9 protein-coding genes are annotated in these 14244 nt (G+C 38.1%); 7 read left to right on the top strand and 2 right to left on the bottom strand.

The annotated features are described in order from the left end of the window. The first annotated feature begins 262 nt into the window (after positions 1 to 262). The 6 genes from treP to BKP57_RS13965 all read left to right on the top strand — a co-directional run bounded on the left by treP (position 263) and on the right by BKP57_RS13965 (position 9603). Positions 263 to 2170: a PTS system trehalose-specific EIIBC component gene (gene treP, locus BKP57_RS13990; RefSeq protein ID WP_072741766.1), complete on the top strand. Its 1908-nt coding sequence runs from the start codon at positions 263 to 265 to the stop codon at positions 2168 to 2170. Between the two features lie 444 nt (positions 2171 to 2614). Then, positions 2615 to 4279, top strand: a complete 1665-nt coding sequence (gene treC / locus BKP57_RS13985) for an alpha,alpha-phosphotrehalase (protein WP_072741765.1) — start codon at positions 2615 to 2617, stop codon at positions 4277 to 4279. A gap of 85 nt (positions 4280 to 4364) precedes the next feature. Then, the gene (gene treR / locus BKP57_RS13980) at positions 4365 to 5072 is read left to right on the top strand and encodes a trehalose operon repressor (protein WP_072741764.1); all 708 of its coding nucleotides are present in this window, start codon (positions 4365 to 4367) and stop codon (positions 5070 to 5072) included. Positions 5073 to 6259: 1187 nt separating this feature from the next. After that, positions 6260 to 7840 carry a Vga family ABC-F type ribosomal protection protein gene (locus BKP57_RS13975; RefSeq protein ID WP_072741763.1) on the top strand — a complete coding sequence of 527 codons (1581 nt, stop codon included), beginning with the start codon at positions 6260 to 6262 and terminating at the stop codon, positions 7838 to 7840. Between the two features lie 721 nt (positions 7841 to 8561). Further along, positions 8562 to 8984 carry a MarR family winged helix-turn-helix transcriptional regulator gene (locus BKP57_RS13970; RefSeq protein WP_072741762.1) on the top strand — a complete coding sequence of 141 codons (423 nt, stop codon included), beginning with the start codon at positions 8562 to 8564 and terminating at the stop codon, positions 8982 to 8984. Between the two features lie 16 nt (positions 8985 to 9000). Then, positions 9001 to 9603, top strand: a complete 603-nt coding sequence (locus tag BKP57_RS13965) for an alpha/beta hydrolase (RefSeq protein ID WP_050351489.1) — start codon at positions 9001 to 9003, stop codon at positions 9601 to 9603. 370 nt (positions 9604 to 9973) lie between these two features. Here the strand turns inward: BKP57_RS13965 and BKP57_RS13960 are convergent, their stop codons facing one another. Continuing rightward, positions 9974 to 10927, bottom strand: a complete 954-nt coding sequence (locus BKP57_RS13960) for a calcium/sodium antiporter (protein WP_050351490.1) — start codon at positions 10925 to 10927, stop codon at positions 9974 to 9976. Between the two features lie 665 nt (positions 10928 to 11592). Here BKP57_RS13960 and BKP57_RS13955 point away from each other — a divergent pair. Beyond that, positions 11593 to 12345 (top strand): DUF3891 family protein, encoded by a 753-nt coding sequence (locus BKP57_RS13955; RefSeq protein WP_050351491.1) that lies wholly within the window; start codon positions 11593 to 11595, stop codon positions 12343 to 12345. Positions 12346 to 12428: 83 nt separating this feature from the next. On the opposite strand, the gene BKP57_RS13950 is transcribed toward BKP57_RS13955, so the two are convergent. Beyond that, complete coding sequence (locus BKP57_RS13950) at positions 12429 to 13544, bottom strand: mechanosensitive ion channel family protein (RefSeq protein WP_050351492.1); 1116 nt, start codon at positions 13542 to 13544, stop codon at positions 12429 to 12431. Positions 13545 to 14244 lie beyond the last annotated feature (700 nt).

The raw sequence follows: 14244 nt of genomic DNA, 5'->3' as shown, positions 1-14244 counted from the left end.
CGCCTGCAACAGCGGTACTCGATTTTTCCACTGCGGTGCACGGACTTGCCAGCTCCGAGGAGCAACTTTACGGCGGCGAGGCGCGACTTTACAGCATATGCGCTTGATCTTCTCATGATCGCCCATACTGTTAAGTAATTAAAAGATATATTGAATTCTTATTTAAAACGCTTGCAAAACATGTATATACAAGTTATAATACAATTAACTTGTATATACATGTTATTTTTGGTTAATTATAATATTATGAGGAGGAATTCCAATGGGGAATGGAAAACAAGCGATTTATGCACCCCTTAGCGGAAATGTTATATCATTAGAAAAAGTCGCTGATCCAACCTTTTCACAAAAAATGATGGGAGAAGGTTTAGCTATTGAACCGAGCACAGGGAAAGTTGTCGCTCCTTTTTCCGGTAAAGTAGTTCAACTTTTCCCAACCAAACATGCCATTGGGCTTGAAAGCGATACCGGTATTGAGTTGCTTATTCATATTGGTCTTGAAACAGTTAGTTTGGACGGCGAAGGATTTGATGCCTTTGTAAAACAAGGAGATCGAGTCCAAAAAGGAGACACACTCCTTATCTTTGACATGGATTTGATAAAGAAAAAGGGTTTTAATTTAGTGACTCCTATTATCATCACGAATAGCGCTGAATGGAGCCTTTCAAACCTTACAACAAACACATCCATTCAAGCTGGTGATGAACTGTTTACTGTAACACAGCAAACACAGCAAACGAAGCAGGCAGAATCCACCATCCAGTTTGCAGAAGAGGCAAAGGACATTGTTAAAGCAATTGGCGGTGCGAATAATATCCAAGCTGCTACACACTGTGTTACAAGACTTCGGTTTGCATTAAAAGATGAAGACAAAGTGGACACTCAAGCGTTGGAAGATTTAAATATAGTAAAAGGTTCATTTACGGCAAATGGTCAATTCCAGGTCGTCATTGGTCAAGGTACGGTTGATAAAGTGTATCAAGCGATGATAGAGAAAACCGGAATTCGGGAAGCCTCTAAGGAGGAAGTGAAGGCAGTTAGCGGGCAGAAACAAAACGCCCTGCAACGAGGGGTTAAAGTGCTTGCCGATATTTTTATTCCTATTTTGCCTGCTATTGTAACAGCAGGTCTCTTAATGGGGATCAATAACATTCTAGCTAATCCGGGCATTTTTGGAAGACAAGCTGTTATTGAAATGTACCCGCAATGGGCCGGTATTGCTGATATGATTAATATAATTGCAAATACAGCACTTACATTTTTACCTGCTTTAATTGGCTGGTCAGCAATGAAACGATTTGGTGGTAGCGAATTATTAGGCATTGTGCTTGGGTTAATCCTTGTACATCCAGCTTTACTCAATGCTTGGGAATATGGTGCAGCTTTAAAAGAAGGAACAGTGCCAACATGGAATTTATTCGGACTAGAAGTAAATAAAATTGGTTATCAAGGTCAAGTATTGCCCGTATTATTTGCATCATGGTTACTAGCAAAAATTGAATTATTCTTACGGAAACGCATATGGGATTCTATTCAATTGCTTGTCGTAGCGCCTGTCGCATTACTCGTAACTGGATTCTTAACGTTTATTATTATTGGACCGATTACCTTTACCATTGGAAATTGGATTACAGATGGGTTAGTAGCATTGTTCGATCAATACGCGGTGATTGGTGGCTTCGTGTATGGAGCTTTGTATGCGCCAATGGTTATTACCGGAATGCATCATACCTTCCTTGCTGTTGATCTACAATTAATCGGCAGCACTGGTTCCACGTTTCTATGGCCGATCCTGGCGTTATCTAATATCGCTCAAGGTGCAGCCGCCTTTGCGATAATGCTTGCAGCAAAAGATGATAAGTTAAAAGGTCTTGCAGGAACCTCTGGAATTTCTGCCTGGCTCGGTATTACAGAACCAGCAATGTTTGGGGTGAACTTACGCTTTAAATATCCATTTATTGCAGCTATTATCGGCTCATCTATTGCCGGAGCGTTTATCACCATGCAAAAGGTATTAGCCACTACGGTCGGTGTAGGAGGTGTTCCAGGAATATTTTCCATCATTCCAGGAAATTGGACTTCCTTTTTTATCGGAATGGCAATTGTTATCGTTGTTCCTTTTATCATTACGTATGCTATAGCTCTACGAAAGCGTAAATCACTCGAATAAAACTATATGATCTTTTAAAAAAACTGGCTGGCGCTTACGCGTTAGCCTTCATTGCTATCAAGTGGAGCTTCAAACAATGAGCTTTCACCAACACTGATTGATAGGTGAACGAATTGACTATTTGACATGGATTTGGACGCTTCACTTACCCTCCTAGGGTTCAGGTTCACCACGTAGTATTGGGAGAGTAAGACTTATTGCCAATTATATGTAGAAAAAAGCTGCATGTAAACACCGAGCGATGTACAGGAAGTTACCCTTATCATTAGAGGAGGGATTAGATAGTGCCTAAATATAATAGTTAACATGTAGACTCATTCGTAGTAGTAATTTTTTACTTTTTCTATACAAGCAACTGCGCAAATTTTTCTCATGATCCAAACAATACCGTCCATTCCACTACGACGGAATAACAACAACAGAATCAGCAAATGAGGTGTTAACATGAATGAAGCTTGGTGGAAACAAGCTGTCGTTTATCAAATTTATCCAAAAAGTTTTCAGGATACAACCGGTAATGGCATGGGTGATTTACAAGGAATTATCCATAAACTCGATTATTTGAAGGAATTAGGAGTGGATGTAATTTGGCTAACTCCTGTTTATCAATCACCACAAAAGGATAACGGTTATGATATCAGCGACTACTATGCTATCGATCCCATGTACGGAACCATGAATGATTTTGAAGAATTATTAGCAGAAACACATCAGCGTAATATGAAGCTAATTATGGATTTAGTCATTAATCATACTTCTACCGAGCATGCCTGGTTTAAGGAAGCTACTAAATCTCAAAATAATCCATATCGTAATTTTTACATTTGGCGAGATCCAGTAAATGGTGGGCCCCCAAACAATTGGTTATCCAAATTTGGTGGTTCTGCTTGGGAATACCATGAAGAAACAGGTCAATACTATTTACATTTATTTGATAAAACACAAGCTGACCTAAACTGGGAAAATCCGCAAGTTAGAGAAGAGCTATACAAAATGGTCCAATTTTGGGCAAATAAAGGGATTGATGGTTTTCGTCTTGATGTAATCAATTTAATTTCCAAGAACCAACGTTTCCCTAATGATGAACATGGTGATGGCCGAAGATTTTATACGGATGGACCAAGAATTCATGAATTTTTACATGAGCTAAACAAAAAAGTGTTCCAGCCAAATAATATGATGACCGTTGGCGAAATGTCATCTACTTCATTGGAGCAGTGTATTCTTTACACAAAACGCGAGCGTGAAGAATTAGATATGACCTTCCAATTCCATCATTTAAAAGTCGATTACCCCAATGGGGAAAAATGGGCTGTAGCTCCTTTTGACTTTATTCAGTTAAAGGAAATTATCAACAGATGGCAAGTTGGCATGTATGACGGTGGCGGGTGGAATGCCTTGTTTTGGTGTAACCATGACCAACCTAGGATAGTCTCTCGTTTTGGAAATGATGAGACATACCATGCAGAATCAGCTAAAATGCTTGCTACAACACTGCATATGATGCAAGGCACCCCGTATATTTATCAAGGGGAAGAATTAGGTATGAAAAACGCTGGTTTTACCTCCATCAGCCAATACCGAGATGTAGAATCGTTAAATGCGTATAATCAGTTAAAAGAAGCAGGTAAATCAGAAACAGACATCATTGAAATTTTACAACAAAAGTCAAGGGACAATGCTCGTACTCCTATGCAATGGTCACCAGCGAAAAATGCTGGCTTTACTTCTGGTACGCCTTGGATTCCATTAGCAAAAAACTATAAAACCATTAACGCGGAAAAGATGCTAACAGAACCAAACTCGATTTTTAAACATTATCAATCACTTATTTCTTTACGGAAAAAATATGATATCATTACGTATGGAGACTTTAAAATCATCGATATGAACCACCCAAGTGTATTTGCCTATACTCGCAATTGGCAAAATAATAGATTAATCGTCGTAAGTAATTTTTACAGTGAACATACGGAAATTAGCATTGATGATTTAGGTCATAAAGAAAGTACTCTCTTACTGTCTAATTATCCTGATTCACCGCCCACTTCCGAAACAATACCATTGCGTCCTTACGAATCCATCATTTATTATGTAACAACTAATTAAAACAGCTTATTTTTAGGGAGTCATGAAGCGCGCCCTTTGTTTATATGGTATGGTGAAAGATATCAATCAATAATGAGGGATTACGATGCAAAAGAAATATATCAGCATTTATCATCAATTAGTTGAACAAATAAATCATGAGCAATTGCCTGTTAATACGTTACTGCCTTCCGAAAATGAATTGGCGGAAACATATCAAACATCAAGGGAAACAATTCGAAAGGCATTGCATTTATTAGCACAACATGGTTACATTCAAAAGATACGTGGGAAAGGGTCTGTGGTTATCGATCGAAACAGGCTTGATTTCCCTGTATCTGGAATTGTCAGCTTCAAAGAACTTGCTAAAAAGTTAAACTTAGCCGCTACAACAACGGTCACTTATATGAAAAAGGTAGAACGTCCCAACCCAATCTATAAAACCATGTCCACAAAAGAACCAATTTGGAATGTCAATCGCGTAAGAAACATTGATGGGGAAAACGTTATTTTAGACAAAGACTATTTTATCGAAACAATTATCCCTATGCCCAGTCAAGAAACATGTGCGCAATCGATATACGATTATATTGAGCATGAACTTGATCTAACCATTAGCTTCGCTCAAAAAGAAATTACCGTTGAAGAACCAACAGAACAGGACAGAGAATTATTGGATTTGAAGCATCATACAAACGTAGTTGTGATTAAAAGTTTAGTTTATTTAGACGATGCGAGGTTATTTCAATATACAGAGTCTCGCCATCGACCAGATAAATTTAAGTTTGTGGATTTTGCAAGAAGGATGAACTGAAGGTTCATAATAGAATTCTCCCTTCGTTAGTATCATGAAAGATTTAATTTGGAACACCATAATCATATCTATCACAAGAAGGAATAGTGTTAGCCCACACTATTCCTTCTTGTACTCTTTGAACAAAGGCGCAGGGCGCTGGTTTAGCAACGTAGCGAATGGAACGAATCAACGAAAGATAAAGTGAACCTTCCATCAGCGGGGTTTTCTTCACCCCCGCTGATTGTTAGTTAAACGAATCGGGGAGTTAGGTGCTGTTACCTCCCGCTTCGACTTGACGGCTCACATCTTCCATTCTTAAAGGGGGGAGTCTACAACGCCTTTTACGGGATAAAGGAATCATGCCACTAAAACAGGGGTGCCGACGTCTGGGCGGCAAGCCCGTTTTGAGTCGGCCTTCCTATTAGCGACGAACCGATGAGGCCTTATCGGAGGGCGCATTTCTAAATCGTATTGTTTCTTATCTTTTAAAAAATAAAAGAACTTCTAGCAGCACAAGATTTTGCTTTACTATCTAAGTGATGGTAGGGACAACTCCTTTCAATTGAATCCCAGCTAAGTAACTTGTTTTTTAACTAGCATAGAAGAACGCGGGGGTTGAATATTTGGATAGGTTACACTTGACTAGACAAAAAAGTTAAAGGGTAAAAGCGGTACCAGCTAAAGACGATGGAGTTAGACCACGTACTTGGAAATTAACATATATACGGGATAGACAACTAAATTAAAGTTCTATATAATGGAATCAATAAATAACGGAAAGGGTGACCCAATTACATGAAGTATTAATCCTATTTACTGAAATCATTTGATAAGAATGCTGCATCCAAACAGATATACGTCTGTTCATTTTTTTGCATGCACTTACAAACATTTCAGAATAGGATGGTGCTCTATGTAATTGGTTTACACAATACGCATATCTCATTGTATGACCAGGATAAGTTCTTCGTAAAAAAACTCACACCCTGTTGATATGCGCATTTTTCAGACCACTCTATGGAGGCCTCCTGTTCTGGAATCAACAGGAGGTCTTTTTGCATGTTAAGGAAACAGCGAATACACCTTAGGCATTTGATCTTTGCCGTAACCATTTTTGCTGTATTACGAATCCGTGCAATGAGGCATCTCCTCAGCTTAAGGCTTGGAATTAGCCAAGTTTTCTAATCAAAATAGGAGATGATCGGATGGGTCTATTATTAGAAGCAAGCAATATAACACATTTTATCAGAGACCGGAAATTAATTGCCACAGAAGCGTTACGTATCCACAAGGGGGATCGTATTGGTTTGGTTGGCAAAAATGGAAGCGGAAAGACGACGCTACTGCATATTCTTGCCCAAAAAATTACCGCAGAAACCGGAAAGATAACACTTTACGGTACGATTGAATTAGTGCCACAGTTAAAACAAATGAACACAACGAAAAGCGGCGGCGAAGTAACCCAAGCGTATATTAATAATGCGTTGGCTAGTAACGCCGATATCTTATTAGCTGATGAGCCAACTACAAACTTAGATACTTTCCACATTGAAAAAGTAGAAAAACAGCTACAAAGGTGGAAAGGCGCGCTCATTCTTGTTTCCCATGACCGTGAATTTTTAGATTCATTGTGCACAAGTATTTGGGAGCTGGAAAATGGCAGTATAACGGAATACAAAGGAAACTATTCCGATTACCAGGAACAAAAGGATCTGAAGCTATATCAACAAGAACAAGCCTATGAAAACTACGTAAAAAAGAAAACACAGTTAGAGGAAGCGCTAGAATTAAAAGAGAAAAAAGCGCAGCGGGCAACAAAAAAACCAAAACAGACAAGTAATTCGGAAGCAAAAATAACAGGTGCCAAGCCATACTTCGCCAATAAGCAAAAAAAGCTGAGAAAAGCCGCAAAAGCAATAGAGACGCGCTTGGAAAAACTGGAAAAGGTAGAAAAAGTGAAAGAAATGACTCCTATTAAGATGAACTTGCCTAATGAAGATGCAATTAACGGGAGAAGCCTTATACGTGTGGAAGATTTGGAAGGACAGATTGACCAACGGCTACTATGGAACAAAGTGAGTTTTCAAATAAAAGGTGGTGATAAAATCGCTGTTATCGGAGCGAATGGAAGCGGAAAAACAACTTTCATTAAAAAATTGCTACATCAAACAAAGCAAATTCACCACTCCCCTGCTATAAAAATTGGCTACTTCAGCCAAAATTTAGATGTACTGGATACAAGCAAGTCCATTTTACAAAATGTTAGTGATACATCGAACCAAACGGAGACATTAATTCGTACAGTTTTAGCTAGACTTCATTTCTACAGGGACGATGTGTATAAACAAGTCGCCGTACTTAGTGGTGGCGAGCGTGTAAAAGTAGCTTTTGCTAAACTATTTGTTAGTGCTATTAACACACTCATTCTTGATGAGCCAACTAATTTTCTTGATATAGAAGCTGTAGAAGCTTTAGAAGAACTGCTTGTGGATTACGAGGGAACTGTCTTATTTGTATCCCATGACCGCAGATTGATTCGCACCGTCGCAACCCGCATCATGGCTTTTGAGGATCAGACGATAAAAATGTTTACGGGTAATTATGAAGATTATAAACAAGGCACTAACGTTTCAAATCAAGATTCAACAGAACAGGAACTAATGGTCATTGAAACCAAAATTACCGAAGTACTTGGAAAGCTGAGCTTAGAACATTCGGATCAATTGGAACAAGAATTCCAGGCTCTTATAGCAAGAAAAGGCGAATTACAAAGAACAAAGGCATAAGCACCTGTTTAGCAACGTAGCGAATGGAACGAATCAACTAAAGATAAAGGAATCATGCCCCTACAACAGGGGTATGCCGACGCCTGAGCGGCAAGCCCGTTTTTAGTCGGCCTTCCTCTTTTCCACGAACCGATGAGGCCTTATCGTAGGGCGCATTTCTAAAGTCGCATCGTTGCTGGGCTCATGCGCCGGACGTGGCTATCCGGTTATTTTCTTACGAAGAAAAGTCGCTAGCTTGCTCTAGAATACCTAAGGTGATATTGCTGTGTATCTCATGCAATATCACCTTTCATTATTTAAAAAAAGTTGGACATTGATAGCATGCTTCATTAAAAAGCTAGCTCTTTTATTGGAGAAATATAAATTTTTTTATCAAAAATACGTTTAAACAATTTCGGATTTATACTTGCTCCACAACCTGAATTATCATAAAATTAATTATCATTTTCATGATTTAGTGTGATCTTCAGTCCCTGTAATACGATAGTAAGGGGCAAATTTCTAAATCTTTCTACCTTAAAAAACGTTTAAACAACCAAAACTTCCCCTCTTACATACAACATAAAAAGAATGTGACTAAATCAAAGTGTAAAAACCTACCATTTCTACACGAAGCCTTTGCATAGCCATTAAACTTTGACATACGAACAACAATCATTTATATTTAATTAATAATACATGAATTAAAAACAGTTCATAAGATGAGGGGGAATATACAACTATGAAAGAAAACCTATCATTAAAAGCGTTTGTCGTATTAATTAAAGCCTCAAAGGCGCTTCAAGATCATGTGATGGAAGATATCAAAAACTATGGAATGAAAACTTCTGAATTCACTATTCTTGAAACACTTTATCATAAAGGAAAGCAAACCGTTCGTGAAATCTCTAACAGTGTTCTGATTAAAACAGGTTCGATTACTTATGTCATTGATAGACTCGAAGAAAAAGGGATGCTGCAAAGAGAGCATTGTCAAAAAGATCGTCGTGTCGTTTATATTGATATAACAGATGAAGGAAAAAACCTGATGGACGAAATCTTTCCTAAGCATCAGAAAGTGATTGAAGAATTATTTATGGATATTAGTGATGAACAGAAGCAAACCATTATCGATGTGTTAAAGAAAGTAGGAAAACGTTTATAGCAAGGAGGGACGTAAGATGAAACATATTTTTCAACAAGGGAACGATTCTACAAAGCCAACATTGCTATTGTTACACGGTACTGGTGGTACAGAACAAGATCTGCTTCCATTAGCAGCTAAGATTGATGGAAGTGCAAATGTTCTAAGTGTAAGAGGAAATATACTTGAAAACGGCATGCCACGTTTCTTCAAGCGATTAGCGGAAGGTGTATTTGATGAAGAAGATCTTATTTTTCGAACAAAAGAATTAAATAGCTTTTTAGATGAAGCAGCTGCAAAATACAGTTTTGATAGAAACAATATCATTGCTATTGGGTATTCAAATGGGGCAAATATTGCCGCTAGTTTATTGTTCCATTACCAGGACTCTCTTCGGGGTGCGATTCTTCATCATCCAATGGTACCGCGAAGAGGGATAGAGTTACCTGAGCTAACGAAAAAAGACGTATTTATTGCTGCAGGGACAAACGATCCTATCTGCCCAGCTGAAGAATCAGAAGATCTAAAACAATTGCTGCAAAACGCCGGAGCAGCTGTTCATTTACATTGGGAAAATCACGGGCACCAATTAACATTACAAGAGATAGAGGCAGCTGAAGATTGGTATCGAAAGTTATAAACTTCCTTAACATGATGTTATTACGTGTCCAATATGTCCTTTTTTAGCATAAAGTGAAGCTTCATTCAGTAAAGTTTTTCTTTCATGAAATAGCAAGGAAACGGCTAAGCGCTTAAGTTCCATTGAAAAAGAAGCACACTTTTCCGCATGTCTTTCTTCCTGCGATCAGCACCCTATTTGACCGAACGAATTAGGGATGTAGATCCGTTAACTCACACTCGGATCTACGTAGTGCCTTCCACTCTTAAAGCAGGAGTAGTACGACATCTTACATGGGGGATACTTGGAAAAACGAACATTCTACAACGAAAAGAACTGGACGATATGGCTGACTGTTTTGAAGCAGCTCCAATATCCAGCTCTTTTGCGTTTAATTTCTAATAATGATATAGACCATATAAACAATATAGCCGAGAACTAACACGAGACCCTCACGTTTTCCGATTCTAAAGTTCGTTCGTGAAAAGATCAGCAGTAATACTGTTAAAGCGATCATCATCATAATGTCAACGATAATTTTTCCATTTACTTCAAGAGGTGTAATGACTGCCGAAGCTCCAAGGACAAATAAAATATTAAAAATATTACTTCCAACAATATTCCCTAATGCAATTTCGCTCTCCTTTTTTAGCGCAGCAGCAATCGATGTAACTAGCTCTGGTAGCGATGTTCCAATCGCAATAATTGTCAAACCGACCAGTGCTTCACTCATCCCCCATGAATAAGCGATTTCCTTACCATTTTCTACAACCATTTGCCCACCGATAATAATACCAGCAAGTCCAAGAAGAGTAATGAGAATATTTTTTCCCCATTTGACGTCTTGTACGACATCTGCTTCTTTTGAGTTCTCACGACTTTTTAACGCCACTTCAATGACATAGTACATAAATACAGACAGAAACAGCAAAAGGATAAGCCCATCACTTCTGGATATCGTATTTAAATCAAACCCTTGCAATACCGTATCACTGATTAATATTAACAGCGCGACACTTGCCAGCAATGTAAACGGGATTTCTTTACGGATTGTTTCATTTTCTACCTTAATTGGAAATAATATGGTGGCTATTCCAACTACAAGCGTTAAATTAAAAATGTTACTTCCAATCACATTTCCCATGGAAACATCAGCGTTCCCCTGTATTGCGGCAATAATACTAACCGTTGCCTCTGGTGAGCTTGTACCAAAAGCGACAATAGTTAAACCAATTAGTATAGGTGGGATTCTTAGCAATCTGGCAATATTCGATGACCCATCCACAAAAAAATCGGCACCTTTTATTAATAACCCAAATCCAATAATCAATAATATATACGCCATGAACGTTTTCTTCCTTTTCTGTAAGTTAGTTTGTTTTCCCATCGAGTGAAAAGAGAGCAATGACACAATAGAAATCATTCGAGCTCAGCATCTAAGAAGCGGCTTCGAATGGCGAAAACATGTGTAAACATTGACAGGCTTGTTTAGTCAAAGAGATACATGTTTGGATAAAATGCCCGCTATGCTTTTGCAAGATCTATTTCTATTATTGTAGCAATCGCATATACTTGTTCTTACCCTTATTTTTCCCATCTTAAAATAGCTACCATACATTTTAACGTATGGAAAGCAAAAAAGTTACAAAAAAGATTTATTTTTTTCGCATTTCTATGTAAGAATATGGCATGAGAAGTTTGTGAGGAAAACACTGACAGGAAATTGTTTATCATATTTTTCTACCTTTGGGAAAACATGAAAAAAATAACATTACTTCATGTACATCAGAAGGTAAAGATATAGGTAAAATGGATATTGTAAAAGAACCATGTAGCAAAATCAAATGCTATGTTCATCCAAATTTGGGATCGTTCACTTGGTGAAGTAACGTCATTTTTTATAGTCACATGTTTTGCATTACTCAAATAAGGAATACATACGTAACAGATAGAAAGAGCAATAAATGGCGTCAATTACTATTGATTACATTTAAAAAGGAGGAACTTCCATTGATTATTCGCGAGCACCAAGATGGTTTTATTTTTATTGAACAGGATCAACATGCCCGATTATCCGGAAGTATGATCAAGCATTGGAACGAAGCCCATTTTCCGAACTCTCCGTTTCATTCTTCCACCATTTATGCTATTGATCAACATGATGTTGGCTGGAAACCCTTTGACCAAGAGCCGTTTTGGAATGACCAATCGCAAGTCCCCTATAGCTTCACAGATTTTCCGAATCCAGCCAAGACGGTATTATATACAGCTGGAATTGAAACAGTAGAAGCAGTTGATGTATACGCAGGTTTATTATGCAGTGTACACTACACTCGTTTTCTGGAAAAAGACGCCTCTTCATATAGTCAACAATTTGTTGTTCAAGAAAAAAACCGACAGCAACGGATTATTCATTATTTGGAGCATTTTGATGCCGATATTTTTGCTGTACATAGCAGTTTGCTACAGCTTTGTGATAACCTATCATTGTTTATTTGCCTCAATGAACCAGGGGAAAATAAACACCCCTTCTTTGCACATGGCATTCCTTTATCTGCTGAATTGAGGAATTTTACAAGCGATAAATTGGCAGTAACTTGGAGAGATAAACAGACTATTGCATTGTCAGAGTTTCCGTTTACTGAACCAGCAACCTTCACTTATGCTTATAAATGGGTAGCGAGAAGAGCCATCATCGAACAAGGTTTAATCCCAGCATATAAGCAAGCTCCGGTACAAGAAACAACCATTTCTTTTATATAAATCACCCATGTTGGGGAATTTTCCCATTCCCCATGTTCCCCTTTCTCTTATAGTAATCTTAGCTATGCACCTACCCAGCCATTTTATTCACTTTGGAAGTCTGTTTCTCTAAGCTTCTCCTCTTTCTGCTGTGCAAAACTATCAGCATCATTCGCTACAAATAATTTTTGAGTTGGCAAAGCAATGGTCACTTGTTCTGTTTCTAAAATCTCAAGAATCATCAAGTTCACTTCTTCCCTTATCTGCAGATATGCTCCCCAATCCGTTGTGTTCGTAAAGAAGTATAAGAAGATATCTAAGCCATTTTCCTGATATTGATCAAAATGGACAAAAATCGTATCCGGATGGATCGCATTATTTGCTTGAAGCTTCTGTTTAATTTGAGAAACGACCCTTTCTATTCTGTCACGTGGTGTATCATAGGTTAGTCGTAAATTAAACGTAATCTGCCGCTTGGTCATTTTACTCCAATTGGTTATCGATTCATTGGCCAATGTTGCATTCGGTACTGTAACGAGAGCTTGTGCAAACGTACGTATTTTTGTACTGCGAAAAGAAATATCCTCTACCGTTCCTTCTACACTCGGAGTTAAAATCCAGTCCCCAATCGTGAATGGCTTTTCCGTAATAATAATGATACCACCAAAAAAGTTCGCTAATGCATCCTTGGCAGCCAATGCAAAAGCCAGCCCACCGATACCAAGCCCGGCAACAAATCCATTCACATCATAACCAAATTCTTGCGCAATAATACTAAAGCTGATTGCGACGATGACCATCCTGACTGCTTTTGATAAAAACGGAATCAGAATCGAATCGATATTAAACTGAAACCTTTCATTAAGCTTTGCAAATAAGAGCGAGGACGAAGAAGCTAAATGAAATAACCCCCAACCAACCATAAAAATAATTGCAGAGCGAATCACTTGAAGGAAAAACGTATTGGTATGTTGAAAATATGGAAAGACCACCACAGCTAAATAGACACCTAAAATGACAAATAGCCCCTGAATAGACCGCTCAAAGGAAGCACGTAGCTGAACAAAAAATCCGTTCCATGTATGATTACTAACCTTTAATAACAATGCAAACAAATAACGCGTCACCAACTTGCGCGAAAGGAAAAAAGCAATAAAAATAAAAATCGATAAACTAACGTAAATTATTTTCTGATACGTCTGCAGAAAATCCCACAGCATAATACAACATTACCTCCACAATATAATGTCTGCTCTACTATGTATATAAGTAACCACGGCTAATTAGACATATATTATATAAAACCAGGGAGCAGAAATATAAAAACAATCGATCCATATGCTCTTTTCTAGGTGGTTTGTTGCGAAGCACCTAGATGTTTATATAAAGAAATTCTCACGCTAAAAAACGCTACTCTTATGAGTAACGTTTGTAAATTGTGAATCCCCGGATTTATTCAGTCTGTATGCGTGGTGCCGTAAGTATCCCACTTCAAGAGTTAAGATGACTGAAGAAGTGGATCTTTATAAAAATACGTTTTCAACGATTTAAATTAATCCTTCCCTGCATGATTGGTTTTTAGTTATCTGTTTTTCCGATTTTGTAGTCTTTCCTTATCCTTCAAGAGTTAAAGGGAGGCAATAGCACCTAAATATACGATTCGTTTGCATAAGGTAGGATGTTGATCGCTGAGGCATAACATGTAGAAAAAGTCGTTTCTCTTTTTCAAAGAAAGGAAAAATCTCAGCAGCAGTATCTCGTACGCTGTAAAAGTATTCCACTTTATCAAGAACTCCTGCGTTCCTAGCTTTGCTCTACTTTAACAGCGGAGATGAAAAAACCCCCCAGTTTGACTTTTTCATTCATCCACCAAAGAGAAAAAATCAGCGAGAGTTGGGACAATTTGCTGCTGTTCCACCA

The sequence above is a fragment of the Virgibacillus sp. 6R genome (assembly GCF_001895305.1).
GTDB lineage: Bacteria > Bacillota > Bacilli > Bacillales > Amphibacillaceae > Virgibacillus > Virgibacillus pantothenticus.
The sequence above is the reverse complement of the archived record's forward strand: the minus strand, read 5'-3'. Positions and strand labels throughout refer to the sequence as shown.

What these genes read in the sequence shown, in the direction of transcription:
- BKP57_RS13975 (WP_072741763.1), top strand. Translation starts at nt 6,260, where the DNA reads ATGGGTCTATTATTAGAAGCAAGCAATATAACACATTTTATCAGAGAC.
- BKP57_RS13960 (WP_050351490.1), bottom strand. Translation starts at nt 10,927, where the DNA reads ATGGCGTATATATTATTGATTATTGGATTTGGGTTATTAATAAAAGGT.
- treR (WP_072741764.1), top strand. Translation starts at nt 4,365, where the DNA reads ATGCAAAAGAAATATATCAGCATTTATCATCAATTAGTTGAACAAATA.
- treC (WP_072741765.1), top strand. Translation starts at nt 2,615, where the DNA reads ATGAATGAAGCTTGGTGGAAACAAGCTGTCGTTTATCAAATTTATCCA.
- BKP57_RS13950 (WP_050351492.1), bottom strand. Translation starts at nt 13,544, where the DNA reads ATGCTGTGGGATTTTCTGCAGACGTATCAGAAAATAATTTACGTTAGT.
- BKP57_RS13965 (WP_050351489.1), top strand. Translation starts at nt 9,001, where the DNA reads ATGAAACATATTTTTCAACAAGGGAACGATTCTACAAAGCCAACATTG.
- BKP57_RS13970 (WP_072741762.1), top strand. Translation starts at nt 8,562, where the DNA reads ATGAAAGAAAACCTATCATTAAAAGCGTTTGTCGTATTAATTAAAGCC.
- treP (WP_072741766.1), top strand. Translation starts at nt 263, where the DNA reads ATGGGGAATGGAAAACAAGCGATTTATGCACCCCTTAGCGGAAATGTT.